At 59.9% G+C, this 25,678-nt stretch carries 28 protein-coding genes; 8 read left to right on the forward strand and 20 right to left on the reverse strand.

Annotated elements, in window-relative coordinates:
* Positions 1 to 19: 19 nt before the first annotated feature.
* From AB9K35_RS17815 to AB9K35_RS17865, 11 genes are all read right to left on the reverse strand, one after another.
* Entirely contained in the window at positions 20 to 748 is a 729-nt protein-coding gene (locus tag AB9K35_RS17815; RefSeq protein ID WP_369928141.1) for a hypothetical protein, read from the reverse strand.
* Positions 749 to 892: 144 nt separating this feature from the next.
* On the reverse strand, positions 893 to 1,117 hold the full coding sequence (locus AB9K35_RS17820) for a hypothetical protein (RefSeq protein WP_369928143.1): 225 nt from the start codon (positions 1,115 to 1,117) through the stop codon (positions 893 to 895).
* 57 nt (positions 1,118 to 1,174) lie between these two features.
* A complete protein-coding gene (locus AB9K35_RS17825) occupies positions 1,175 to 1,597 on the reverse strand; it encodes a hypothetical protein (protein ID WP_369928145.1) in 423 nt (140 codons plus the stop codon).
* 17 nt (positions 1,598 to 1,614) lie between these two features.
* Positions 1,615 to 4,212: an RNA ligase gene (locus AB9K35_RS17830; RefSeq protein ID WP_369928146.1), complete on the reverse strand. Its 2,598-nt coding sequence runs from the start codon at positions 4,210 to 4,212 to the stop codon at positions 1,615 to 1,617.
* Between the two features lie 68 nt (positions 4,213 to 4,280).
* On the reverse strand, positions 4,281 to 4,601 hold the full coding sequence (locus AB9K35_RS17835; RefSeq protein ID WP_369928148.1) for a hypothetical protein: 321 nt from the start codon (positions 4,599 to 4,601) through the stop codon (positions 4,281 to 4,283).
* A complete protein-coding gene (locus tag AB9K35_RS17840) occupies positions 4,598 to 6,136 on the reverse strand; it encodes a hypothetical protein (protein WP_369928150.1) in 1,539 nt (512 codons plus the stop codon). Before AB9K35_RS17840 ends, AB9K35_RS17835 begins: the two co-directional genes overlap by 4 nt.
* Before the next feature lie 3 nt (positions 6,137 to 6,139).
* Entirely contained in the window at positions 6,140 to 6,667 is a 528-nt protein-coding gene (locus tag AB9K35_RS17845) for a zinc-finger-containing protein (protein WP_369928152.1), read from the reverse strand.
* Positions 6,621 to 6,896: a hypothetical protein gene (locus AB9K35_RS17850; protein WP_369928153.1), complete on the reverse strand. Its 276-nt coding sequence runs from the start codon at positions 6,894 to 6,896 to the stop codon at positions 6,621 to 6,623. Before AB9K35_RS17850 ends, AB9K35_RS17845 begins: the two co-directional genes overlap by 47 nt.
* Entirely contained in the window at positions 6,893 to 7,609 is a 717-nt protein-coding gene (locus AB9K35_RS17855; protein WP_369928155.1) for a hypothetical protein, read from the reverse strand. Before AB9K35_RS17855 ends, AB9K35_RS17850 begins: the two co-directional genes overlap by 4 nt.
* 11 nt (positions 7,610 to 7,620) lie before the next feature.
* The gene (locus AB9K35_RS17860) at positions 7,621 to 8,793 is read right to left on the reverse strand and encodes a hypothetical protein (protein ID WP_369928157.1); all 1,173 of its coding nucleotides are present in this window, start codon (positions 8,791 to 8,793) and stop codon (positions 7,621 to 7,623) included.
* 1 nt (position 8,794) lies between these two features.
* A complete protein-coding gene (locus tag AB9K35_RS17865; RefSeq protein ID WP_369928158.1) occupies positions 8,795 to 9,850 on the reverse strand; it encodes a hypothetical protein in 1,056 nt (351 codons plus the stop codon).
* 367 nt (positions 9,851 to 10,217) lie between these two features.
* Between AB9K35_RS17865 and AB9K35_RS17870 the strand changes: the two genes are divergently transcribed.
* The 6 genes from AB9K35_RS17870 (at position 10,218) to AB9K35_RS17895 (ending at position 14,694) form a co-directional block, all read left to right on the forward strand.
* Positions 10,218 to 10,859 carry a hypothetical protein gene (locus AB9K35_RS17870; RefSeq protein ID WP_369928160.1) on the forward strand — a complete coding sequence of 214 codons (642 nt, stop codon included), beginning with the start codon at positions 10,218 to 10,220 and terminating at the stop codon, positions 10,857 to 10,859.
* Positions 10,860 to 10,879: 20 nt separating this feature from the next.
* Positions 10,880 to 11,596, forward strand: a complete 717-nt coding sequence (locus tag AB9K35_RS17875; protein ID WP_369928162.1) for a hypothetical protein — start codon at positions 10,880 to 10,882, stop codon at positions 11,594 to 11,596.
* Positions 11,597 to 11,622: 26 nt separating this feature from the next.
* Positions 11,623 to 12,867: an AAA family ATPase gene (locus tag AB9K35_RS17880; protein ID WP_369928164.1), complete on the forward strand. Its 1,245-nt coding sequence runs from the start codon at positions 11,623 to 11,625 to the stop codon at positions 12,865 to 12,867.
* Positions 12,864 to 13,175: a hypothetical protein gene (locus tag AB9K35_RS17885; protein ID WP_027234404.1), complete on the forward strand. Its 312-nt coding sequence runs from the start codon at positions 12,864 to 12,866 to the stop codon at positions 13,173 to 13,175. The genes AB9K35_RS17880 and AB9K35_RS17885 overlap by 4 nt, the downstream gene beginning before the upstream one ends.
* 3 nt (positions 13,176 to 13,178) lie before the next feature.
* Positions 13,179 to 13,925 (forward strand): hypothetical protein, encoded by a 747-nt coding sequence (locus tag AB9K35_RS17890; protein WP_369928165.1) that lies wholly within the window; start codon positions 13,179 to 13,181, stop codon positions 13,923 to 13,925.
* 106 nt (positions 13,926 to 14,031) lie between these two features.
* Entirely contained in the window at positions 14,032 to 14,694 is a 663-nt protein-coding gene (locus AB9K35_RS17895; RefSeq protein WP_369928167.1) for an SOS response-associated peptidase, read from the forward strand.
* A gap of 10 nt (positions 14,695 to 14,704) precedes the next feature.
* Here the strand turns inward: AB9K35_RS17895 and AB9K35_RS17900 are convergent, their stop codons facing one another.
* From AB9K35_RS17900 to AB9K35_RS17925, 6 genes are all read right to left on the reverse strand, one after another.
* The gene (locus AB9K35_RS17900) at positions 14,705 to 15,421 is read right to left on the reverse strand and encodes a hypothetical protein (RefSeq protein WP_369928168.1); all 717 of its coding nucleotides are present in this window, start codon (positions 15,419 to 15,421) and stop codon (positions 14,705 to 14,707) included.
* Between the two features lie 20 nt (positions 15,422 to 15,441).
* Positions 15,442 to 16,152 (reverse strand): hypothetical protein, encoded by a 711-nt coding sequence (locus tag AB9K35_RS17905; protein WP_369928170.1) that lies wholly within the window; start codon positions 16,150 to 16,152, stop codon positions 15,442 to 15,444.
* Between the two features lie 68 nt (positions 16,153 to 16,220).
* Positions 16,221 to 17,174, reverse strand: coding sequence for a DNA cytosine methyltransferase (locus AB9K35_RS17910; protein ID WP_369928172.1), 954 nt, complete (start codon positions 17,172 to 17,174; stop codon positions 16,221 to 16,223).
* 148 nt (positions 17,175 to 17,322) lie between these two features.
* A complete protein-coding gene (locus tag AB9K35_RS17915; protein ID WP_369928174.1) occupies positions 17,323 to 18,153 on the reverse strand; it encodes a ParB N-terminal domain-containing protein in 831 nt (276 codons plus the stop codon).
* 82 nt (positions 18,154 to 18,235) lie between these two features.
* Complete coding sequence (locus AB9K35_RS17920; RefSeq protein ID WP_369928176.1) at positions 18,236 to 19,111, reverse strand: hypothetical protein; 876 nt, start codon at positions 19,109 to 19,111, stop codon at positions 18,236 to 18,238.
* A gap of 17 nt (positions 19,112 to 19,128) precedes the next feature.
* Positions 19,129 to 19,947 (reverse strand): hypothetical protein, encoded by an 819-nt coding sequence (locus AB9K35_RS17925; RefSeq protein WP_369928178.1) that lies wholly within the window; start codon positions 19,945 to 19,947, stop codon positions 19,129 to 19,131.
* Between the two features lie 198 nt (positions 19,948 to 20,145).
* Between AB9K35_RS17925 and AB9K35_RS17930 the strand changes: the two genes are divergently transcribed.
* Positions 20,146 to 20,832 (forward strand): N-6 DNA methylase, encoded by a 687-nt coding sequence (locus tag AB9K35_RS17930; protein WP_369928180.1) that lies wholly within the window; start codon positions 20,146 to 20,148, stop codon positions 20,830 to 20,832.
* 9 nt (positions 20,833 to 20,841) lie between these two features.
* Here AB9K35_RS17930 and AB9K35_RS17935 read toward each other — a convergent pair whose 3' ends face one another.
* The 3 genes from AB9K35_RS17935 to recJ form a co-directional block, all read right to left on the reverse strand.
* Positions 20,842 to 21,363, reverse strand: coding sequence for a murein L,D-transpeptidase family protein (locus AB9K35_RS17935; RefSeq protein WP_369928182.1), 522 nt, complete (start codon positions 21,361 to 21,363; stop codon positions 20,842 to 20,844).
* Between the two features lie 123 nt (positions 21,364 to 21,486).
* Complete coding sequence (locus AB9K35_RS17940) at positions 21,487 to 22,596, reverse strand: hypothetical protein (RefSeq protein WP_369928184.1); 1,110 nt, start codon at positions 22,594 to 22,596, stop codon at positions 21,487 to 21,489.
* Complete coding sequence (recJ, locus tag AB9K35_RS17945) at positions 22,596 to 24,812, reverse strand: single-stranded-DNA-specific exonuclease RecJ (RefSeq protein ID WP_369928186.1); 2,217 nt, start codon at positions 24,810 to 24,812, stop codon at positions 22,596 to 22,598. The genes AB9K35_RS17940 and recJ overlap by 1 nt, the downstream gene beginning before the upstream one ends.
* A 140-nt stretch (positions 24,813 to 24,952) precedes the next feature.
* Between recJ and AB9K35_RS17950 the strand changes: the two genes are divergently transcribed.
* On the forward strand, positions 24,953 to 25,651 hold the full coding sequence (locus AB9K35_RS17950) for a hypothetical protein (protein ID WP_369928188.1): 699 nt from the start codon (positions 24,953 to 24,955) through the stop codon (positions 25,649 to 25,651).
* The last annotated feature ends 27 nt before the right edge of the window (positions 25,652 to 25,678 follow it).

Below are 25,678 nucleotides of genomic sequence, written 5' to 3' on the forward strand. Positions count from 1 at the left end.
GCGAAAACCAGCAAGTTTTTTAGGGGGTCATGCCCAAGTCGGCCGCGCCGGGCATTCGATGGGCGGCGATTGCCGCCTCATCTTCCTCGCCGGACACGTAGTCCCCCCAGCGCACGACCGCAAAGTCATCACTCTTGTCGCGCCCGTATTCTTCCAGCTCATCCCGGTAGCACCAGGAGCCATCGGCCCAGGTGATCAGATCCTGCGGGTCACTTTGCTGCTTTACCGGTTCCCAGTCGTGAGGCAGGTCACGCATCGATGCCCCATCCGGGACCCCGATCACCCGAGGCGCATCACACCGGCTGTCGTTGAGCATGTACCGCGTCACGCCGCCTTCCCGCTCGATCCGCAGGCTCGAAGCCTGACGCCCGTAGGGATCCTCCTTGGCCCCGCCGATAAAGACATCGATGTGCTCTGCAGCCGCCTCGATGGCGACAGTGATCGGCTCCCGGATCGGCACATCTCCGCGGCACACATCCTGCGGCGCACGCCAGTCCTGCAACATCAGTGCATGCGGCTCCTGCGCGCCCGGCCCGTCGTTATTGAGGGTTGCCATCAGCGCGGCCTGGTTTTTGAAGCCAAGCGCAGAAGCGATCAGGTCCATTTTCTGAAGGTAGCTGAGGCCAGGGACATCAAAGGTCTTGGCGAGAGTCGTGATTTGCTTACGGTTGACGGAAATTCCCATCGTTTTCACCCATTGCAGTTCGACCTTGGCTCGAGTTGCTCCGCTACCCACCGTGTCGAACATGGATTGAACGATTGGTGTATTCTTTCGTCAGGACCGGTTTGGCTTAGCTGGAGCGCCAGGCCCGGTCTGGCCATGGACGGAGATTGGCATTCCTTGCCGGGAGCGTCAATCACTTTTTCGCATTTGCTACCGCGAAGCTCTGCCTCACGGCTCCAGGCCGTCCCGGTCCGGCTCTTCCGGCACAAAAGACGGATAATCCATCTTCTCCAAGATCCGCTGCCACCGTTTCAGCTCGTGCTCATCCATCTCAGCGGCATTCGCTTTGAGATGACCATGAATGAGAGCGCCGACTTCCTCAACTTCGGGCTTGTTCAGCGTCTGGGCCATAAAGCAATGGCCAGCAGAGAATGTGGGATGAGATGCGGACATTTTCGGGTTCCTGTTTCAATTTCCGATTGGCGGTCTGAAGCCTTCAGCCGTTCTGGTTCAGGGCGAGGGACTGTCAGCTCCTTGCGCCGGCGCATGGGCTTCAAAGGCTGCTTTCAGCGCCTCCAGCTGTTCTTCGCTAAGGTTCTCCCTGGCCACCCTGTCCCGGCCAAACCTGTCCCCTTCGACGAAAATCTTGCTGTGCTCGCTCATTTGGTTCGCATCGTCCAGATGGGCGATGAAGTAGTCGAGGGCGCCTTGTTTTCCGCCGGTGCCGCAGGCAGCAGCGTAGCCCTCCCGGTGGTCTCCGTTCAGCACAAAGAACACCGAGTCCCCGAAGACCAGAGCCGTGGTCTGGCAGCCGTAGCCGCTGGTGCTGGAGTCGTAGCTGACATGATATTTCCCCTGGTCCAGCACGGTATTCGGCGCCAGCTGGTTGATGACGGGAATGCGCTGCGACTTGAAGTCGTTCTTTCCGCTCATGATTTTCCTTTCTAGTATCAGAGGCCCGGCACAGGTGCCGCCTCGAGTTCCGCACGCTCGATCAGCTCGGCGTAACGATCATGGCCGCGAAGCACCTCCGCTTTCTCCGGATCATCCATCGCTCCAAGCACAAAACGGGCCAGGCCGTCGGTCGAGATCTTCTCGTTGTCCGCAATTTTGTCGATCAGCCCGGAGAAATGCGCGGCGCGCTCGGCAGCCTGGGCCGCAGCCAGGCTTTCGGTCCGGGTGTCCCGGATGTTCTCCATCTCCGAGCGGTCACCGTTGAAGGCATCCCGCAGCGTGATGATGTCCTTCTCCAGCGCCGGGAAAGGGAGGGTCTTTGCCCACGCCATGAACTCCTGGTACGGCTCCTCCATATCCGCGTAACGCTCCATGCTGGCTTCTTTGCCGGCGAGCTTTGCCTTGCGGATGTGGTTGACCGCGCCACGCATGCGCTTCCAGTTCCGGTAGAAGTGGCTCTTGAGCTTGTAGAACTGACCTGCTGCGTCCTCCATGACACAACCCTCTACCGGCGCGCCGTTGATCATCCACTTCGGATCATGCTCGACGCGGCGGTTGAAGCTCTCCAGCGCCCGTTTGTTTGGCAAACTAGCGATACGGTTTTTCACATCGCAACCGACCCATTTGGCGACCTTCTGAAGATCCTTGTATGGCGCTTGCTCGAAGATTTCAGAGCGCCGGATGCAGGCCAGGAGAGTGACCGTCGGCCGGTCAAGCTTGATGATATGCGGATCCCGCTCCGGGTCCTCGATCTCGAACACCAGGCTGGCCTGCTGATCCCGGTTGAAGCGCAGAAGACGCTCCATGCCCGCCGGTCCGAGCGCCGTTGCAAGCACATCCCTGGCGATGTCCGGAAAGTCCCCATCGGTGACGGATTTCGATGCCACGACAAGCTCGCCGAGACGCTCAGAGAAGCCGGTGATGCAAAGGAAGCCATTGGCCTTCTCAAAAGCATCGACAGGAAAGGTCAGCCGGTCCCCGATCGTGTCCGCCTGCGTCTCGGGCCTCTCATTCAGGTTGAAGAACTTCTCATAGCTCCGCGCTACGACCGTCCCGATCTCCCCATCGATGTAAAGGCCGCGCGCCATGGTGGTGTAGTCGTCCCACGCCGCGTTGTTGAAAGCCTTATGCGTGAAGTTCACCGAGAAAACGCCCGGCAGGGAGCCGGAAGGCTTAATGTTGATCATGTCATGGTTGCGCAACTTGCTGACCAGGCCGGAAGAGACCTTCGGCAGCGCCTCGCCACGCTGGATCCAAGGCATCAGCGGCGCATGCTGGCTGGCGGAGCTTCTGTTCACCGCGCGGTTCGCAGCGATATCGTCCTGCATGGTCCGGTGAACCCGTGACCGGATATCGGTGGGCGTGAAACCCGCCTCATCCAAAGTCGCGAACCTCAAATGACCGCCGAACTCGACCTGCCCCTCAAGGTTGATCGACAGCGGCGCAGCCGTACTAGGCTGCATGGCGCTGTTGCGGTGGCCATGCACCTGGACGCGGCCGGTCCCGGCCTCATTGGCGGACCACTCGGCATCGACATCGATCTCGTAGCGCCCGTTGCCGCGGCGCAGCTGATGTGTGGAGACCAGATCCATATTGCTTGGCCAGCGCGCAAAGCCCGCATGCGAACACAGCACTTCGCGGCCGCGCCAAGTATATGCCAGGTAGTCTTGGGACATCTCCGCGATACGGCGGCAATCACGGTGCGTCAGGCCGGCCTCCTTGAGCTGGGGCCAGCTGAACCGGGCCCACTCGCTGTCGGGCAGCCCGATATCACCTTTCCCGGCGCGGGCCTGGTGCTCGACATAGTCTTCGTGGTTGCCAGCAATCAACACGGCATTCGGCCGCCCGTAGACCTCCTGCATGAACCATTTGCCGACCGCACCGTTCTGGACGCCACGGTCGAAAAGGTCGCCGTGGAAAATATAGAAGGTCCGGGGGTCCAGCCCGTCCTTCAGCGGTGAGCGCGGATCGAGCAGAGGCGCGTGGCACCCCTGAATATCGCCGATATGGACCACGCGGTCATAGCGGGACAGATCCCGTGAGCAGCGCGGGTCCGCGAGGAAGCGGCCGATTTCTGCAAGTGCCGCATCGATGCCACCGTCATCCGTGGGATTGAAAAATTCCACTTTGGGATTTTCGCGCATCACCGGCGGCATTGGCACTTCCTCGGCCATGGCCTTCATCCTGGCCACGCTGCTTTCCGGAACGCGCTCGCGCTCAGGCCGGGCCATGTTGCGCTGCAGCCGGAGTGTGTCATCGAAACCATAGAGGTCGATGACAAGGCCCGAATATCCGCCCTGCTCGAACTGGTTCCAATGCTCGTAGAGCTGTGAACCGTTTGCCAGGGTGCCGTCGATGCAGACAACTTCGCCACGCGCGATGCGCCGCTTCATGCTGTCCTGGAACACATCAAAAGCCAGCTTTTCGTATTCATGGTTCGGGACAAATTGCCCGTCCGGATTCAGCACGTCCCCGCCCAGCACATTGCGGATCTTGTCCATGGAGAGATTGAATCCCTCCAGTCCAGCACGCCGCATGAGCGTTGACTTGCCTGCCCCCTGAGGACCGCGGATGAAAATGACTTTGCGGGCCATTGCTGTTCCTTACGTTCTGCTTCCCGGCAGACTACCAACGTTTTGCGAAAATGAAATACGGTTTACAATTATAGCTCGAACTCGCTGTCCGGCGCCTCCTGCACAGGCGCTGGCGTGACGGCTTCCAGCTGCGCCTGGATGATGGAAATGGCCTTTTCGGCCCGCACGACGCGCGGGTTGTTATGAACAAGGCGGGATACGATCTCTTCGGCAGTTTTTCGATCCGTGAGCCAGACCTCATCCGGGTGGACCTCTGTCCAGAAACCTGTTTCCCGGGAACGGACCGGGGCCTTGCGGGCCAGCCGCGTTTTCCCGAAGTTGCGGGGGTTGTCGGTCATGACCGCATAGAGCCGCTCTTCGGAAGGCTTATCTTTGGGTTCGCCCTTCATGGCTCGATCTCCTCGTTGCGGCTGCTGGAATAGCGATCAGGCCAAGCCCAGTCCGCTTCATCGACAAGTTCCGCGGCAACATCCAGCGGGCGCGGAGAGAGGATGAACATATCCTCGAGCCAATCATGGCGGCTGACGTCAGGACTGCGGAAGTGTTCATGAAACTGCGACACCCTGTTGCCGGTGGCCATGTAAAGGTGCAGCGGTGCGCCAGGCTCCACATCAAACTTCGCCACGGTGTCTTTCTGGCTGTAGGCATCGAGCAGTGCGAGCGCCTCCTCCCGCGTGCGCGGGGCACCCTCAACCGGCCGTCCGTGCTCCCCAACGCCATCATTTGCCGCGATAACTTCGCCTCCGGCGATCAAGATGTCTGCCAGCACCTCGCGGTCCGCAAAGGTCACATCCCAAAGATCGCAGCAAATGCTGCCGATTTCGTCCGGCACCAGTTCTTCCCGGAACCTTTGCCCGTAGGGTGCGGTTGGATCATCCTCCCACAAATCCTCATGGTCTTCATTGAAATGGCCAATACGGATCAGCTCCCCGTCCCGGCTGATGCGAGGGAGGCAGTTCGTGGTGTGGACACGGACCAGGCCAAGGCGCTCGTAGTGGTCCTGCGTCCGCTTGTCGACACCGAGATCCGAGCTGATGCTAGGCCCTCGGGTAATGTCATGCTTGACCCCTTCATTGAAGCCGGGAATGCGGAACCAGTCCGCCATCAGAATGACGCCCGAGGGCGCTTCGATCTCAACGTGCCGGATTGGCTTTGGGGCATCATAGGCGCCAAGCAGCTCGAAGCGGGATCGTCCTTTCTCCCCGGGTTTTGGATGATGCCAGGCGCCCAAAGCCGGATTCAGGAGGCGCCCGCTTGCCCAGCCGAGGCGCTGATCGGTTTTACGGCAAGTCATCTCGCCCCCGACCTGATAAAATTGGAGAACGCCCGTTGCGCAGCCCTCCATATGCACGACCGCCGATGATGCGACTGCATCAATCAGCTCGTCCGTGTATTCCATCAGGCGCTTGTCGCCTGTGCGCTCCGACGATGTACGGCCGGAAAACGGGTTCAGGCCGGCCGCCTTGCGGCCCTCATAGATTGCTTCCTGTCCGCCGCTCCAGAGCGCCTCACCAATCGCACGCGCCATCGGTAAGTTGAAGATGTAATCCCAACTGTCCTCCCCCAAGGCTCCACTTCCGTTTGCAACGAAGGCGTTCCATTCGATAGCCTCATCCGATTGGCGGTCTTCTCCATGTGGCACAGGCTGCAAAAGCCCCAGGCCGCGCAGCTCGCCAAGAATATCGAGGATCTTGTCCTGCAATGGCCCCCTGCTCACAGGATGCGGGATGGCTTTGCTCAAGGCTTCATCCGTCCCGATTTCATCAAACGAGGGGAGGCGCTCATGAAAATGCAGCTTATCACCCGCCATATGTCTTTCCAGCGTGGCGGTAATTTGGGCCTTCACCCAGTCCGCGGTGATGTTCCGACGCAGGATCTCGACGTCGAAAAGCGGCTCGCGAGGCGGATCGTAGGGTTTAAACATAGGTCAGATCTCCAGATTGGGGCTGGCTTCAGCCGCAGTGGGACTTGGTGTATTCCAGCGACCTTCCAGAAGGTCATTCGCGCTCACGCCGCGCAGGTGTCGCCAGGCTTCCCGGCATTGCTCGACCGAGAACATGCCGGTGTGGGTCAGCTCCCGCGGCAGACCCATCGCGCTGGAAAGGAACCGGTACAGAGCGGTGCGGACTTTGTTGCGCTTCTTCCGGCCCGCCTGCAGAGAGATCGGTTCGATCATGTGCTTGTGAAGAAGCATGCGTGCTCGACGGGTTTCTGCACCGCTGGGATAGCCCAGCGGCACATCCGTCCCCGGATGGCAGCCGCAATATGCGCCGCAGCTGCACAGGTGCATCGGGAGGTCATGCAGATCCGGCCGACCTGGATAGACCTCTTTTCCGGTTACTCTTGCCACCTCCTTCGCGCCGCACTCAAGGCAGTGGAAGCCCGGCGGCCAGCCTGGTCCGCTCATGTCAGGGTTCCATACCTTCATCACTCTGCGGATCATCAGGAAGATCAAAAGCGTCTTCCTCCGGCGCATCGGTATGCTCGATACCGGCGAGCTGCTCAAATTTCATGAGCCCGTCCAGAAGATCCATCGGGTTCATCCTGGCATCGCCGTCGACCAGCTTGCCAAGACCAGCTTCGCGCATCAGGTCTTGCTGCTCGCTCTTCCCGAGGTCCGGCATGAATGTGGTACTGCCATCCCGGCGCGTGATCGATAGCCCTTTCCTGCGGTTTTCACTCATGGCTCAACCCCCGCATCCTCTGCCGGGCGGGCGCCAATACGGTCAATAAAGCCGGGCCGCAGCTCATCTAGGTAGGCGATCGCAAACGGCAGCTGATCCGTTTCAATCGCGGTGGTGTGGGCAATGCCTTGAGAGTTCAGTCGCTCAAGGTTGGCATCATATGCCAACGGATTGCGGGACCAATTGATCACCTCTTCCGGATCCGCCTCACCGACCTTTTCGGAGAAGTCCCATCCCCGCTCGATGCAGTATGCGATGTCCTCCTCGTCGGCGACAGCAAGCCATTCGCGCATGTCGAGCTGGCCTGCGAACTCTCCGTTATCAAGGCGCAGCCGGGCCAGAACGGGGCGCCCGAAAATATCTTCCGGGCGGGACCAGAGCCCATCAGGCCCAGGGTTCAGGTTTCGCTCTGCAATGACGCTGGAAGGGAGCGTGTCCTCCAGATCGATATCCTGCGCATCAACCTCAACCCAGCCGCCGGCCGCCTTGCGGATGACATTGGAAAGGGTTGCGGACCTCAAAACCCAACGATCCTCGACCTCGGCGCCAAGCGGTGACCCGAAGATCTCTTTCAGCTTGTCCGGTTGCGCCTCCACACGGTCGGCCATCTCCCGCAGGGCTGCAGCGGCTTTCTCCGCAGTGAAGCCGACGCCGCCGCGGTCAATCATGCCCTTGACCTCAAGCAGCATCGCGTAGTGAAGCTTGTAACTCATTTTCGCATTCCTTAGCTCATGTCCATTTGCGGAGCGCTCTCAAGATGAAGCAGATCCTGGTATCTCTCGAGGTTGTCAGGGTGAACTTTCCGCCCCGCCTCATATGCCGCGACAACCTCATCGCGATGAAAGGCCCGGCGGGCCTCATATCCTGAGCGCGAAAAGTGTGACGGCATGAAGAGACCAAGCGCCTCCTGGCGGTCGGCCTTATGCATCGCCTTGCCAAGGCCCCGGCCCCGCCAGGCCTCCTCGACGTAGGGTGTGCCCCTGACGCACCCTCCTGCAAGCTTGAGGGTCCCCGCATCAAGTATCGCAAGGCGAGCCATCATGAGGTCGGGTGCCTGAGCGAAAAACCGGAAATCCGGATAGCCAGGAACCTGGAATTCCCGAACGTCTGCGAAAATCAAAGGGCCGCCGTCGCGGAATTTTTGATAGTGATCCAGATCCATCCGCATGCGGAGCAATCCATCGCGCGTGAAGTCGATCATTTCCTGTTCTGCAGGTCCGAAGTTTTGGTCTTCAACGATAATGGGATGAGCGCGGCCGATGAATCTCTCGAGCGGCATTTCGGCAACCGGGCCACGCGCCTTCAGGTAATCCACGTAGTCAGCCCTCTGCCAGCCAAGCCCTTGGCGTTGGACAAACAGTTGCAGATCATCCCAACCATTAATGTCGACAAGCAGGCGGTCCGGGCGACCGGCTGGCGAAGGGTTGGCAGCATCCTTGAACATTGGGGTGCTAAATCCAATCTGGATGTCGGCGCCGGTAAACGCCGATGGATGGCAACGGTGCTTGAAAATACCTGCCGCCGTATCTTCGATCCGGGCCTGAAAAGCGGCCATATCGACGATGCCCTCATCATCTCCGCAGGACAGCAATGCTTGAACAAGCTTCGACTTGACCTGATGGCCGGCAACCGCGTTGAGGATGGTCTTGGCGCCATCCGTCAGCTCTCCGCCCGCGGCAAAGCGGTTCCAGTCTTCAGCCTCCGGAAACTCCCGCCCCTCCAGGTTTGGTATTTTGCCGAGCTTGCGCGCGCTGCGCGCTGCGAGCGCGGCCTCGACATCCACCGCAATCCGGTCGCGCAGGCCATTAATGGCCGCAAAACCCTCGGCCAGAGGGATTTTGGCACCAATCGTGTCGAGCGGCGAGAGGAACTCGTAGATGCGTTTGATGGAAATCATCTCAAGGCTCTGGACATTCATTCTCAGCGCTGCGGGCGACTGCAAGTCGTTCAGACAACTCGCCTGTTTCCATGCGCACAACGCGGAACCGTCCGGTTACCGCGAGAGCATCTTCCAGATCGATCATATCCCGCACCCCGGCAAGTGCGGCTTCGTCCACAAGCCCCTCAAGGTTTTGCCGAACAAGAAAGGCCAGACTTTGATCCGTGCCGGAGGCAAAAGCCATGGGCGCCATCGGATCCTGGAGGGCATCATCAAAAAGGACCGCGAGATGCCTCAGCTGCCCGCCATAGGGCAGAGCTGCGATGCCGTCAGCGATGACGACTGAGGGAGCCTGCCCGCTCTGCATCATTTCCTGCAAGAGGTCTGAGGCCTGTTGAAATGCAAAGGCCGGACTGCTGCCGTATGTGAGGATCGGCTGGCCGGCGTTTTCGATCATCGCAATGCAGATGTTCTGCAAAGGCCGCATTAGGGCACCCGCGGGAACCGTGCCGATGATCTCCTTCAGCCAGTCATTTCCGGAACGGACCATGCACGATGCGCAGCCGCAACCCGGCCCATGGGCCGCCGCATCACGCTTCAAAAGCACCTGGCTGTCGACGGACCAATTCCGCTCACGGCCATACCCGGCAATCTTGCCAATCACGTCCTCACCCTGAAGGCCATTCAGGTCAATAAAGGAAAAGCGTTCGCACAGCCCGTCAGCCAGCGTATCCGCGTTTGCGCCGACGTGGATTTCAGCACCCCCTGCAGTCATGACCATGAAGGCTGCGGACGCCACCTGCCCCTCCCCCAACCCGTGCCTGTTCAGGACGGCCCGTGTGATTTGGGCATGCTTCGGCAGCGCATCCACCCAAGCGGCCATCTGATCTTCATCCAGCGCCCAGAGGAAACCGCTTTCGTCGCCGACCCGCACATGCGCAACAGCGAGGCTGTCCATGACGTCAGCAGTCCGCTCCGGGTCATGCACCGGGTTGTCCCGCAGCATCTCCGCAGCCGGAACAAAGTCCTGCACGGTGATGTCATAGCCCGAAGTCTCGTTCGCATAGTGGCGCATGCGGCAGTTCAATGTTGCAATCCCTGGCGTCGCCCCGGCCGGGTACATTGGCGCATAGAGATCATGAGCCTGACGCAGCGAGCCGTCCGGCAAACGATATGCAGCGACACCCGGGATAATATGATCCCCCTGCCTCTTCTTGCCTTCGTAAGACGTTTTGGCATTTTTCGCAGACACTTCCGCAAGCGCGGGAGGGAATGGCAGGAAAGTAAGCATCGCATCGCCTCGAAATTATTCTTGATGAGCATAGAAAACAGTTCGGAAAATCAAAAGTGTGAAAACGCCCACCTTGCCCTGTCTTATAATTTTTCGCATAATGCCGGAGGAACGCCAGATATCCCGTTTGGCGCGCAGCAGGAGCAGTGCCGTGTCGCCGGAAATTGCAGAAGAAGTCCTCGGAGCCAGTGGAAAATCCATTCTGATCGGTCAGCTGATTGCGCGCCTTGCGGTCAAAACGCCGGGCATCATCTATCGCTCCCAGGATGTGCTCGACAATATCGGCAACGATCTACTGGCCAGCGCCTTTACGCTGGCAGCCGCTGATCATCTGCGCACGGATAAAGAAGAGGGTTGCCAAGCCCATTGGCGCAGCGACACCGATGGGGAAGAGGAAATCAATCTCTTCACCGAGTTCTGCCGCGCCCGCTATCCGGAACCAGACACAGAAGACTTTGCGGAAGCCATTGAGGTGATCTCCGCATTGGAGCCTGACGTCCTGAGAAAGGTTCTCGGCCGTCTTGTTGATAAGGCTGGCGGCCTCTTCATTCTGCAGCCAAATGTCTTCGATGGGCTTGAAGGGCAAGGCGCCGGATTCCTGATGTCGTCGGGCAGGACGGCGATCACACCGCAAAGTGCCTTTCGGTTCAGCGCCTGCGTCATGACCGCTGGTGATCCGGACCGTATCTTCGTGTTGCGCATGCTGTGCGTGCGTGAGGGTGGCCCGATGCCGTCGGAGGGTCAGCGAATTTCGGAGATTGGGCTTTCACCCCAATCGCCTACCCTTTGCTGAGAAAACCAGAGGTACACCCAATGCAGGCGGAAGCATCAGTTAATCTGATCCTGAAAATTCTGTGCGGCGCTGTAAAGGCGCGCTATGAGCAGCATCCCCATGCGCAAAGATTGCGCCGCTTGGTGGTGGAAATCGATAATGGACTTGTTCTGTTGCGGCCAGATGAAGAAGACGGCCGCTTCAGGGACTTCCATGAAAATCAGATGGCCCGACCGGATGTGCGGGCCGCACTTGCCAAGGCTGCAGACCGTTTAAAAGCATCCCTTCCGCCCGGGGCATTCCCCTTCCGCATTGAAGCCAGCATCGAGCTTTATGTCACCCGCAGCGAAACCAAGGCGCAAGCAGAAGACGTCGAGTTCTCCGCAGCAGGCATTCGCAGCAACACCAGCTACACGAGCTGGAGCAAACCCCTTGAGCGGCTCACCGAAAAGCTTGAGTTATTGCATGAGCGCGAAGCTGAGACCATGGATAAGCATGCCTACTATATCGTCCGCAAACAGCCGGATGGTGAAGGCTTTTCCGGGTTACAGAAAATCTATGCCTCGAGCCCTTCGGCCGCCCGTGACAAGGCGCTGATGATCGAAGCCCCAACAGATGCCAAGAGGCTGTTTTCAGGGGCTGGTTCAAGCTTCGATGAACGTGTCTTCGAGCGGCTCGATCTGTTGCATGTTTGCCCCGTCGGCCCATCTTTGGCTGACCTTCTGAAGCAGCAGGATATCACCCCCTCCCCTGCTTGAACCCCCAATACCGAAGAGGTGAAACCGTGACGGCTTGGCTCGATCACATTCTGGCCGGTCCGGCCGACCCGGATCAGATGGCAAGGGATTTTCCCTGGGCAGCCGCTATGATCGGCTGTCCGCATGACGCCGTTTATCATGCCGAGGGAGATCCTTGGGTTCACACCTGCATGGTCGCCGAGGCTCTGGAAGCCAGTGACGGCTTTCAGGATCTGCCCGGCGACCGCCGGGAGGTCCTGCGCCTGGCGGCGTGGTTCCATGACGTCGCAAAGCCGATGACCACCGAAATCATCTGGGACGAAGAGCAGCAACGCGAACGCGTGCGGCAGCCGGGTCATGCGTCCCGGGGCGCCCGTATTGCGTGGCAGGCCCTCGTGGACGCTGGCTATGATCTGTTGAAAGCGCGTGATGTCCACACGCTTGTCTTCTGGCACCAGCGGCCGACCCACCTCCTAAGCCAGCGCAATACTCTGCAGCGTGTTGTTGAACTGGGGCATGAGCTGCATCACGCAAACTGGGATGACCTGCTGCGCCTGTGCCGCGCCGATCAGGATGGGCGCATTTGCCTTACCAGGGATGGCGCGGACGACAACCTGGAGCTGCTGCGCATGTTCATCGAGGAGGCAAACGCGAATGCGGGCGCCGATCTGCTGACGGAGCCTTGGCCGTTCCAGTCGGACGTCGCCCGGCGCCGCTATCTGGCAGGCGACCCGGATGACTCCCCGTTCTTCACGCCGCAAGACCCCGGCGGATCGCGCGTCATCATCATGTCGGGACTTCCCGGGTCGGGAAAAGACACCGCGATCGCGCAGCATTTCGGGAATATGCCAGTGATCTCCCTGGACGCGCTTCGCAAAGAGATGGGGATCTCGGCAACAGACAATCAGGGCCGCCTGATCCAGGCCGGCATCGAGGCCGCAAGGTCGCATCTGCGCGCGGGGCAGGACTTCGTCTGGAACACGACCGGTATCACAGCGCAACTTCGGCAGAAGATCATCGGGCTGTCCCGCGGGTATGATGCCCGTGTTGACGCCGTTTCGATTGATGTTCCGGCCAGTATCGCCATCTCACGCAACCGCGGCAGGAAGGATCCCCTGCCCGATGCGGCGATTGAGAAGCTGGCACGCAAAAGAGAACCGGTCATGGCCGCAGAGGTGCATGGCCTGTGGTCGGTGGATGCGGACCTGCAGCTGCGGCCAGTATTTGGCGGCGACCCCATCACTCGGTATGCGAATTTTGAACAGGACTATCCTGAAGGAGCCAGACCATGACGCGGACGCCGGAAGAACTGCTTGCCCTTGCCTGCCGGTTCCATATCGGAGCAGACATCTACGTCGAGCGTCGCGGGCCAGACAGCTGGGCTGTATGCACCGCCTCGCGCTGCTGCATCAATACCGATTTCGAGCGTGAGCTGGAGCCCTTTCCGTCCAGCCGCAGCGAGAGCTTCCTTGCCCGGACGCGCTTTGCTTCCCTCGATGAGGCTGTCAGCCATGCGGAGGCCTACCTCCAGTTCGCAAAGGAAGAGATGCGCAGGCACTCCACGGACCTTGCCGAAACAGAAACAAGCCAGGAAGCCTGAACCATGCCCATTATCGCCTCTCAGCATCGCTGGAAAGACAAGGACCATGTCGCCCATCTGCGCAAGGACTGGCCTGACGACTGCAAAGTCCAATGGGGCGGATCGGGGATCGTGCTCGGCGAGAAAAAGGGTCCGCGTCAAACCGCTTTCTTTGAGGCGTTCCCCAAGAGCGGCGGCTTCATCCGCGGCGAGGGCGCCACCATTGAGGAGGCGGAAAACAATGCTTTCCGGCGTTTTCGGGAAGAGTCCGCCTGCCAGCATCAGTGGGGCCGGCGCGGATACACGAACGGCGGCTGCCGCTGCGCCCGCTGCGGCGCCTTCAAGACGGTCATGAAGCCCATTGTGAAGCTTGGCGGTTACCGCGATCCCATCAAGTCGATGGAGATTGAAATCGCGATCAGTCGTCACGGGCTTGCCCCGTCAAGCAGAAGCGATCGGGACGGATCCAACACCTCCCGGAAAATCTGGCTGCGGTTGCGCCGCGCCGGTATTGATCTCCCTCCAATTCCAGACAAGCCAGAACCCGAAAATCATGATGATCCCTTTGCTCCAAGCACCTTCGCGGCCGCATGCCGGGAGGCGATCTTCAGCTATTTTGATGCCCATGGCGGTTTGGATCTGCTTGAAGGCCGGGGTGATCTTCAAACGATGCAGGGCCTCTTTGATGGGATGAGCCTTGCCTGGATCAAATGGGACTACCGAGTCTGGCTAGAAAGCAAGGCGGAGGGCGCTCCTGCGCCGGACATGTGAGCCGGGACGCCCAACCTGCGCAACGCTCGTCCTGAGGCGATTGCGACGACGGGCAAGATCGATGCCCGCGGTTAACAGGGCTGCAGATCCCGCCTATGGTGGGCGCATGTGCAACCTTTACGCCAACACCTCAACGCAGGACCTGATGCGACAGCTGTTCGAGCTGCCGCGGGAGCGGGACCGGCTTGGAAACGCGGAACCGCGCCGTGCGATCTTTCCCAAATATCCCGGACCCGTCCTGCGTCTGGACGCGGCCGAGGAGCCGGAACTTGTCGAGATGGGCTGGGGGTTCATCCTGCCGCAGAAATCAAAGAAGACCGGCAAGCCCATCCTGCCCAAAGCAGTTAACAACGCCCGGGACGACAAGGTTCAGACTTCGCGCTTCTGGAAGGCATCGTTCGAGGAAAGGCGCTGCCTGATACCGGCCACGAGCTTTTGCGAAGCCAAGGGCCGCACCCCCGCCGTCTATCACTGGTTCGGAGTTGATGGCCGCAGCCCGTTCTGCTTTGCCGGAATTTGGCGCGAAAGCAAATCCGGCTACGGCAAGGGCGACGGCGCCATCGAGACCTACTCGATGCTCACGACGACCCCGAATGCGCTGGTAAAGGAGATTCACCCGGACCGGATGCCGGTCATCCTCGATCAGGCGGATTGGACCGCCTGGCTGAACGGTACGCCGGAAGAAGCGGCAAAGCTCCTGCGCCCCTTTCCGGCGGACCTCATGGAGATCATTGAAGCCGGCGAAGATCTGAAATCAGAGCCCGCGTAGCCCCGGGGCGTCAAATCGCAAGGCCCTCGCTGGCGTAGCAATTGTCGACAGGCCGTGCCGCACCTCCGAGCGTCAAGCCGTAACTCTCGGGATACAGCGGACAGATCAGGTCGCCTGATCGGACCTCGAAGTTTCCGCAATCATCGAGGCCTATCAGCTCTTCGACGATGAGCTCCCCTTCTTCGCCCCAGAATACCTCCCCAATTTCCGGTGCCCAGACATCAGGATCGGCAACCGACCACTTTTCCGCGACATCCTCCGGGGAAACAAGGGTCCTGCCGCCAGGCGCTGAAACGATTATCTCCTGCTCCTTGCCGGCATAATAGTTCCAACTCCCGCCATATTCCTGCTCAGCACCGCTGGCCCGGAAGAGGGCCTCCACATCGAGGATGCAACTCTCTCTAGGGAAGTCGCGGCACAGCATGAGCGCCACCGATGGCTGACCATCGCTCCGGTCCGCAGATCTCGCCTGGCCCGCGCGCAGCCGCAGGAGATGCCGAATGGCCATCCGGGACCTAGACCAGCATTCATAGGGCCTCGGATCAAGTTCGAGCACCTCCCCTTCGCAGAGGCGCTCGTATTGGTCTGCGGCAACCGTGATCGTCCGCCACAAAAGACCTCCGTGGCCACCAGCGCCGCTGGGAAGGTTTTTCCGGATCCGGTCTACCCGCACCATGGCTTCGGCATCCATGTGCCCCTGCCCCAGATGCGCGACCAGATCCTCCATTACGTTTCTCACGCGCCGTCTCACATGACCGGCGAGATATCCGCATCGAGCGCACGCACGCGCTCGACCATGCCCTCCAGCTCGGCCTGCTCTGCCGCACGCAGCTCTGAACGGCCCGGGTATGTGTCCCCCGCTTCCGGCTCGTCCGCGTAGCTGCCCCACCAGGGCACGCTCACCACATGCGGCTCATCCTCATCTGAAATCCAGAACTCGCCTTCCGCAGGCAGATGCTCCCGCAGGCTCATCGGCTCTGTGCCTGGACGATCAGTGAAGCTGTCCGCAACCCGGCGCAAAATCGGGGAAGCCGCTGTCGTCTGCGGGCCCTCCCGGGAGCCGCCGTCCACGTTATCTCTGCCACTGAACCAGACACCCCCGTCAGCCTCGAACAGGACGCCGAAATGCCAGCTCGCTTTGATCTTGCCACTGGCGGCCTTGAGGCCGGTGCGATTTCCAGCTCCATCTTCCAGCACGACATGCACTGTTTTGTCGAGCTGCATGCCGTCGACGCCGCAGATCGTTGTGTCCGAGCCATAGACGGCCATGTCCGGGTTGCAGGTGAAATGGACCTTCGAGAGCTGGTGCGTCTGGCCGGTCACCTCGTCGACATAGCCACCCCTGTGATCAACCTGACCGTTACCCATGACCATTGCGGCAACGCGTTCCTTCTGATCATCAGTCAGTTCCAACTCGGTCTCGACCTCGAAGGTCATCTTCCGCAACGCGCCGGTCATATCTTCACTCTCCGCATGATTTCGGTTTCTCGCATCTTGCAAGGGTCTGGCGAAAACCCATAGCCTGATCAGGCCGCGATACGCTCCTTCGCTCCCAGGCGCAGAGCCTGGGCGACCTGCTTGCCGACCGCGGCGGCAAACAGTGGCGGGAAAGCGTTGCCGATCTGGCGGTAGGCCGCGGTCTTGCGGCCTGCAAACTGCCAGGCATCCGGGAACCCCTGGATCCGGGCCGCCATGCGCGTGGTCAGACGCGGCATGCCATCAAAGCCCGGTCCCGGCGCCTGATCCCAGATGCCCCGGCCATCGACACCCAGCTCCGCCCAGGCCCGCTTTGCCCGCGTCGGCCCGAGATCCGGGCCGCCATGCTTCTTGCTTCCGCCAACGAGTGTCGGCGCAATGCCTGCCGCCTGGTCGCGCCAGGCGGCCGCGCCCTCCCATCCGTTGTCCGACATCAGATCATACAGCAGCTCGCCGACCGTTGCCGGCGGTGTGTCGGACCGGTCCGGCCACGAAAAGTGATCCCAATACGGGGCCTGAAGCGCAACGCAGACCACGCGCGGCCGCAGCTGAGAAACACCAAAGTCTGACGCATTGAACAGCTTCCAGCCGCAGCTGTACCCGAGACCTGTAAGTTCGGCTTCGATGCTTTCACGATAGGCCGCAAAAACCGGATCCAGCAGCCCGCGGACATTTTCGATCATCACCGCCTTCGGCCTGACCTCATTGACGATGCGCAGGGCTTCCGGGAACAGATCCCGTTCATCCTGACTGCCCAGCTGCTGGCCAGCCTTCGAAAACGGCGGGCACGGAACACCGCCAGCGACGAGGTCCGCTCCCGCGTAGGGCCGCGCATCAAATCCGCGCACGTCCATCTCGACCACGTTCCAGCCGGGTCGATTGAGGCGCAGCGTCTCACACGCAGACGGCTCGATCTCGACCAAAGCCTCGTGGCCAAAACCGGCCATCTCCAGACCCAGAGCCTGACCCCCTGCCCCGGCACAGATTTCCACAGCTGTCAGCATTTCGTCGTCCAATCCGCGCTTGCACATTCCGTTGCGGCATCATTGATGAGAAGCGGCAGCGGAAGTCATTATATCTTTTTTCGCATATTATTGCACCAACAGCGCAACCGCAACAGATCAAGTCGCAGAAATCTGATTTTCGCAACGCCTATCGGCGCGGCTTTACAGAGAAGTCGTTCAGCAGCGTGATAAAGGCGTCCCGCTCGAGCTTCGCCGGCGTCTTGCCGTGCTTTCCGCTTTCTTTGCGAAGCTGATCGAGCTTGTTGAGTACCCGGTAAGGATCGTGCTCTTGCAGAAACTGAACCAGGTCCAGTTCAAGGAACAGCTCATTTGCCGCCAACGCGGACAGCCAGGGCCGCAGAATGACAGCCGAGTAGAGAGGCACGCGGCCGGTCTCATCGTATGACCGCAGAGCCTTCAGCCCGGCGGTGACGACATCCCCCTGCCCTTGTTCAACCAGCTTGCGGATGAGGGCGATCGCATAGATTTCGCCCGCCTTCTTGTTGTCGGTCGACGAGTTGGCCGTCATCAGGCGGCAGCCGGACTCCGAGACAGCATCCCGGCACCGGACCGCCCAGTCATCTCCGGCGGCAAGTGCTGCTTTGAAGATGTGAAAGGTGGAGATCCGCGTTACCTGGTCATTCACCCATGAGAATGAGCGCGCCTGCTCACGCGGGTCCATTTGAACGATCATGGCCGGCACGGTCTTGTAGCCGCACATCTTGGCCGCATGCACGCGATGCTGCCCGTCGACCACCGCATAGCCGCCCTCGGCAGCGGGAGAGACCAGGATTGGCGAGAACCGGCTCCACCTGAATTCGGAGGCAATCTTGCGGATGCGTGCCCAGTTCGACTTGCCCAAGGGGCGCTGGTATCGGTCATCGATCAGCAAGCTATCGATTGCGACCCATGCCAGTTCCGGGTCCGGCTGTTCTTCCGGAACAACGGTCTCTTCGTTGCCGATACAAATCTTGCGCATTACGCTCTCCTTTACAGGAGGCAGAGTACCCGCCCGGAGGCGGATACCTATTCTGTTTTTCGCATTATCCACAATTGCCTGATTACGCAGGCCGTGGCTCCGCTTCCGCCTCATGTGCGTTTGACAAAGCCTCCCGGCAAATCCGAATGGCGACCCTCGCCGCACCAGAACAGTCTGCCGCCTTTCCCGTCATCTCGATTTCGGCCTGAATCCTCTTCCCGGAGCCTGGCCGCAGCGCAGCTGCCTGGGCGACAACCGTTTTCCCTTCGGCCAACGCTAGGACGGCCGTCTGTAACTGGTCCGGCTGATCCATTTTCAGGTCTGCACGCAGCAGCTCCTCCGCGACGGCCGCATCAACCCGGTCTGCAGCAATCACCAGTTTGCCGCAGGTCTCGCGGCTGTTGGCCTTGGACAGCCCTTCATCAAGGTCATGCCGCGGCACAGTCCCGGCGATGGAGGTCTGGGAGAAATGCGCCTGACGCTTTTTGCTGATGGCCTCCATGATTTTGCCAGCATCGAGATTGACGGTGACCGGCGCCGTCGGAACCTGACCGCGGCGACGCATGCGGTCGCCGAACGAGACGGGGTCTGAAGCTCTTGCAATTCCGGGATCAGCCTCCTCATCAATCCGCTTCCGCAGGGCCTGCAGGGTGCGGAGCTGATGCGGATACAGGAATGCACCATCCGCACGGGCTTTGCACTGCCATGCAAGCGCGCGGAATTGCGGCTGCCTCAAGCCGTCATCAATGACAACCGTGGTGCCTTTCGGGGCACGCCAGCCGATCGCAGACGTGTGAGCATTCGCAACCACATCGCGACCGTCCTTCAGCGCCTGGATGGCGCCCGGGATATGGCTGGTGGTTTCGAGCATGAACGGGGGCTGCTGATTGTCATGGCTCAGCTGGGCCTCCCAGTCTTTCATGGCTCTTACAGACTCGCAAAAAATCAGATTGGCCATACCTTCAACCCTTCTCATCAGAAGCTTGGAACCATGCGCTCGTCCGCGCTGTCATCGCGCCAATCCTCGATCTCGAGGCCCATAGTGTCGGGGCTGGGGCTCTCATTGCAGCCGCACCAGGCCTCGAAAATTGCATCACCGGCCGTCTCGGGGACGTAATCATCGTCAAATCCGCACTGCCGCGCAGCCAGGGAGATCCGCTGATTGAACAGCCGGGCGTCGGTGATCTCAGCCGTGATCGAAATCTTCAGCTTGCGCTTGGTGACCTCAACCTGGACGTCCTCCATCCGGGCGCCGAACTCCTCAGCTGAGAACGGTTCGAGCAAGAACATCTTGAGCTGGCGCGTAGCGGTTTCAGCGTCAAAATCCTTCGGCAGGCCGAAGTGCTCAAGGAACTCCGCGCGGTCAGTGATCCTGATTTTGATTTCGCAGCTGTGACGGCCCGCCTCGAAGTTTGGCGGCGCAACCGGCGGCGTCATGGAATGAGCAGCAAAGATGTTTTCCACCTGGAGAATTTCGCAGGGCCGTTCGTCCGCAGCGATTGCTGCCTCAATCCCCTTGCGGGCTTTGCCATAGAGCGCGATGGATCCATCCTCATAGACCCTCGCGCGCATGATGGCGATGTCCTGCCCATAGCGCTTCGGGTCACCCCTCAATGTCGTGACCAGGTCATTATCCTCCCGCATTTCGTCGATCAGAAGGCTCAGGTCGGTCGAGGCGGTGTACTCCTCCAGCCAGTCTTCAGGGCTGAACGCATCGGAAATCCCCCATGAGAGACTATCCTGAGGAGGCCAGTACGTGCGGCTTGCCTGCCCGGCTCGCTGAGCCAGCTTCATCAGCACAAAGCCATCGGCATATTTCATGAGAATGCTCCCCAAGATGATCTATCAGCGTCGGCCGATGTTACTTGGGATTTGCGAAAAGACAGCACTGCATTTTTCTTGATTAATATTCTTTTTCGCATATTCTCACACCATCAAGGTGATTATTCCATAGGGGCATGCCCCGCCAACCTCAGTCAAAGAGGGATCGCCTTGAACAAGCTGTCGCCTATCCGAACGAACAAGACCGTCATTCTGGATCCGGTCAAGGAATTCACCAAGCTCTTCCGAACAACGGCCCGGTATCACCACAGGCATGAGGTGTTCCGCGATTTCATTTTCTGTGCCGCCTGCGCCCTGTACAATGGCGTGCCGCCAAAGGCGCAAGACCGTGAGCAGGAATACCTGGACACCGTCAACCGATACACCGCAGACGACCGGGCCGCTTTTCAGAGGCTCTTTGCCCTGCTCGTTGAAGCGTTGGAGCCTGAGCCGCGCGATGTCCTGGGGGCGATCTTCATGTCCCTGGAGCTTGGCGATGCCTGGAAAGGCCAATTCTTCACCCCTTCAGAGGTCTCCCGGATGATGGCTGAAATGCTAATCGGGGATCTCGATGAAAAGCTCCGCCGGGGGGATACAATTTCTGTCTCCGAACCGGCCTGCGGCGCTGGCGGCATGGTGCTGGCGGTGGCAGACGCAATTCTGCGCCGTGGCTACAATCCCGCCAAGGTGATGAGCGCCCATGCCATCGGTGTCGACCGCACCGCGGCCCTGATGACCTATATCCAGTTGTCGCTCTGGAACATCCCGGCCACCGTAGTGGTCGGGAACGCCCTGACACTTGAAGAGCGCGAGATCTGGAAGACACCCGCTCTGCGCAACCCTGTGCTGCGGCTCTAAGGGCCGCGGTCAGGCAAAAATATGAATGGGGCATCCAACCCTGATGACCCGGAACAACTCATCCATGTCCCGGTTGGACACTGCAATGCATCCACGCGTCCAATCATGGGCGTAGGTGCCCTGTCGGCCATTGGGCTGGCCATGAATGAAGATGTCCCCTCCCGGCGATCGGCCGCGGGAGGCTGCATACCTGCGATCCTCCGAATTGGGGTAACTGACACCCAACGACAGATGAAATTTGGAATGCGGATTTTTCCTGTTGATGATGTAGCCGCCCTCAGGGGTCTTGTTGTCCCCCTGAAATCGCTTGTGCCCGTGCGGCGACCGGCCAAGCTGGACACGGTAGCTCTTCAGGATCTTTTGATCCCTGCCGATCAGATCCAGAGACCGGATGGCCTTACGAACCTGGATATAAGCCACGTCGCCCTGGTAGATCGGTTTTGACCCTGCGGAAGCAGTCATCGGGCACAGCGCGGTCACGAGGGCGACGCCGCCGCCCATGACGAATTTACGGCGAGTGAGACCTGTCATAAATTACCTCGGATTCAGTTTTTCTCAGAATAAGAGAACACCGGCCATCACTCGATGACCGGCGTTTGCTTATCCACATCTCTGTCCGGAAGGTTCGGACCTGCGTTTGCGGAACGCCTTCGCCTAAAGCGCTGGCTGGCAATCCGCCTCCGGGTCACCCGCATCGGCCCGAACCGGCATGAAGCCAAGAGTCGCCAGATGATCGGTAAATCTCTCCGGCATCTCCAGGGCGTTTGCCCGTGCCATCTCACGGCAGGCCGACCTTAGGGTCTTGTCCGCCTCAATCACGGGATTGACGCGGGTATCCGAAACCAGACCGGGATCCAGGATCTGCAGGAGTTCGGCCATCGGGTTTTTAGGCAGCTCCTCCGGGTCAAACCCTTCAATCGGCACCAGACGGAAACACCTGCCGAGCACTGCCTCTCTGGCCAGGCGCGCGTTGTCAGGGGTCGTCGGCCGGAAGCCAAGCTCTCGCAGCTGCAGCCCCTCTTCGAGTGAAAAGTGGAAACTTGTGCCATGGGAAAGACGATCAGCCGCTGCTTCGCGAATCCGTTGCACCTCTGATCCGATGCCGCTTGCCGGATCAATCGCCTCGTTCCATCGCCGCAGCAGATCAAGGGATGCGGTCCCGTCGTCCGGACGATGCACCGGCATGAATGCCAGGGCCGCCAGGTGAAGCTCCTTGCGTGCGGCTCGGGCCTCGCTCTGTCTCCCGATCTCGTAGCCGTAGGCTTCAGCTTTATTGCGGAAATGCGATCGGCCCTGGCCGGGCGCAAAAAACGCATCGTACGCAGCATTGCTTACGAGATCATGGAGAGCATCGCCGCGCTCACTGCCGGGCGTCAGATCAGCATTCCACTGTTCGAGGAACTGGCGGGCCTGCCCCGAAGCCAGGGCCTCATTGACCCTGCTTTGGAACGGCACCAGCGCTTTTGGATCAGCCGGCTCGGGGCGCAGCCCTTCCCCTGAATTCCAGGCCAGGATTTCGGTCCCGGCGCGGTCACCGTCACGAACATGGAAATAGTGCTCCCTGCCATCAATGACGATTGAGCCTTCGGCCTCCCTATTCAGAACGTTCAGTTCTTCCATGCCGATAATGACAGCCCCGTCATATCTGCCCTCTTCGCTCCAGATTGCCTCAACAACCCGCTGCAGGACGTCTTCCTGCTGATCCTCTGGAACGTCTTTGTCAAAGTTGCCGAAGAATTCACTTTCAACCAGGTTGTCTTTCATCAGATCAGGGCCTCCTGGTGCGCTTCGAAGTCCTTCAGTTTGATCTGGAGAGACTTCTTCCCGCGCCACTCATTGATTTCCAGCTCGCCCAGAAGGTTCACGAAGCCCCCTTCCGCCTTGCGCATCCGGTCCTCTTTTTCGGTGCCGATCGCATTCCACTTGAGCGCTGTGATCGTCCGGCTGCCATCACTGAGCATGACCTTCAGGTGCTTGCCTTTCACGTCGGTAATGGCGTCGACGCGGGCGCCGGTGACCAGGCTCATCCGCCGCGTGCCTTGGTTGATCTCGACCTCCGCCAAGTCGACGGCTGCGAGGGCTATGATGTCATCCGCGTCCGCCGCGAGACCCGCCTCGCTGCTCTGAGGCTCTTCGAGCACATCCAGCGTCGGCCGGATATCCTCAATCATCAGCTGCGGGCTGCGGTTGCCATTGAATTCATTGATTTCGGCGGTGCAAAGAACGTCCAGCGCCCTTCCGAGATGAGCCTTGATACTGTCTCCCAGGGGTGTTCCAACAACACCCCACAAGAGGCCATCCACGCGGACTGGTCCCGATTTGAATGTCAGCTTGAAATGCTTTTCCTTTAGCTCCCGGATATCCTCAAGCACTACGGATTTCACGATCAGGTTCGGGACCTCATTGCCGTTCCCGAAGGGGCGCATCTGGCCCAGGCTTTCGATTGCGGCAACAGACAGCTCCTTGAGCTGAACCTCAAGATCGGCCCGCGACCGCACCCCTTCTCGGAAATACTCCGTCTTTCGGATCTGCGCATCTGCAAAGGCGACAAAGCCATCGATCTGGTCGTCGCGCAGATTGAGCCCGCCCGCCATGCCATGGCCGCCGCCGCCGAGGATCACCCCTTCCGCTGCAGCATCCTGAATGATGTGGCCAATGTTGACGTCAGAAAGCGAGCGCGCAGATCCCTTCAGGTTCCCCTGATGATCGCGGGTCACAACGATGGTGGGTGCATCCTTGGCCTCTTTGGCCTTGCCCGCCGAAATACCGACCACGCCTTCATGGGCGTCTTCGACAACCGCAAATGCCAGGCGGCGGTCACGGCCTGGAAGCATGCCTTCCAGCTGCTGAAGCGCTGCCTCAGTGACGGCATCCGAAAGCTCCTTGCGCTCCACGTTGATAGCATGAAGCGCCTGAGCACGTTGCTCGATCTCGCCTGGGTCTTCCGCGATCAGCAGACGCGCCCCGGAATCTGAGGCCCCTACCCTGCCGCCCGCGTTGATCCGCGGGCCCAGCACCCAGCCGCAGGATTTTTCGTCAATCGGTTCATCATCCTTGATGCCTGCCGCCCGCGCGAGGGCGGCGATGCCCGGGTGGCGCCGGGCAGACAGAAGCTTGACACCAGCCATCACAAAAGCCCGGTTCAGCCCATAGAGTTTCATGACATCGCAAATCGTTGCCAGGGCCACCAAGTCGAGCAGGTTCATCAGCTCAGGGCGTTCCTGCGGACGCCCGTCTTTGCCATCGAAATAGCCCGCCTCCCGCAATTCACGGACAACCGCCACGAAGAAGCAGAAGGTCACACCCGCAGCGCAGAGATGGTCAAGGCCGGAGGTATCGTCCAACCGGTTGGGGTTGATGATGGCATATCCCTCCGGCAGCTTGCCGGACTGGTCGGCGTTGTGGTGATCAATGACCACCATTTCGATCCCGGCGGCCGCGGCTGCTTTCAGCGGCTCAAAGGCGACGATGCCCGCGTCGAGGCAGCAGATCAGATCGCAACCCTCATCCTTCTGCATTTCCAGAAGGCCTTTGGCATTCGGACCATACCCTTCTTTGATGCGGTCAGGAATTCGCAAAACCGCATCCCTATGGCCGCAGAGCCGCAGCGCCTCGATGAAGAGACCGGCACTGGCGGCACCATCGACGTCATAGTCCGACCAGACACCGATCCTCTGTTTGTCCCGGATTGCCTGGGCGATCCGTTTGGCCCCCTTCTCCATGTCCTGCATGGCAAACGGATCCGGCATGGTGTCCTTGATCAGCGTTTTGACATAGTCCGGGAATTCTCCAGCATCCATGCCGCGTACAGCCAGGACTTTTGCAAGAAGCGGGTTTGCCCCTGCATTCTTCAATGCCACCGTCTTCGCTGCCGGAACTTCGGGCAGTTCCCATACCCGGCCTTTGAACGACGATATCGGCTCTGCAGTCTCAGCTGGGGGCTCATCCTGACCCGCCTGGGTCTCAACGACATTTGCCATCAGGGCCTCATAAATTTGCGAAATAGCTTTCCGCACAATCCCGCATCTGACGGGGTCAGTAAAGGGATATTCTTATTTTTTCGCATATTCTGTTGCCATCATTTAGTTTTTCGCCGATATATAGAGGACCCGCCCCGCGATTGGACAACAAGAAGACAGGATACAATGCCATGGATGGTGGGAACATCAATTACGAACATGCTGAGCGGCAGGTGAATGACCGCTGCATCGAACTGGTTGATGGCAACCTGTTTGATCCGCTGGCACCGGATCCGTCCCTGATGACGCTCGAAGTCATCGCGGCCGCCCTGGCCAATAACACCCGGTTTGCAGGTCAAGCAAAGAGCTTCTACTCGATCGCACAGCATTCGGTTCTCGTGGGCGCTCTTTCCCCGCAGGACATGGCTGCGCAGCGCTGCGCGCTCCTGCATGACGCGGATGAGTGTTTTGGCCTCCCGGATCTTCCGACGCCGGTGAAGCCGCATATGCCTGATTACGTGGCTGCTCAAAAGAGGATCGGCGCGGCTGTGGATGGCAGGTATGGCATCTCAGAGGATGATCATAAGAGGACCAAGCCCGCTGACAGGCAGGCTCTCTTGATCGAAAAGCACGCACTGAAGAACCCGCGGAATGCCGGCTACTGGAATGTCTGGTCAGCAGGGGTCGAAATGCCGTCATGGGTCCGCATTGACCCGTTGCCGCCAGAGGCGTCCATGGAGCTGATCCTGTCAGCAATGGATCGTGTCTTCGAAATGGATCTGCCGATATCACCTGAATGGCTCAGCTCTCTGGATGGCTTCGATGTTGATCCAGAATTTGAGCTAACGCCGATGGCTTAGGTGCGCCGGGGCTCCAGGAAGACAAGA

It is taken from the genome of Leisingera sp. XS_AS12 (genome assembly GCF_041224635.1).
Lineage (GTDB): Bacteria > Pseudomonadota > Alphaproteobacteria > Rhodobacterales > Rhodobacteraceae > Leisingera.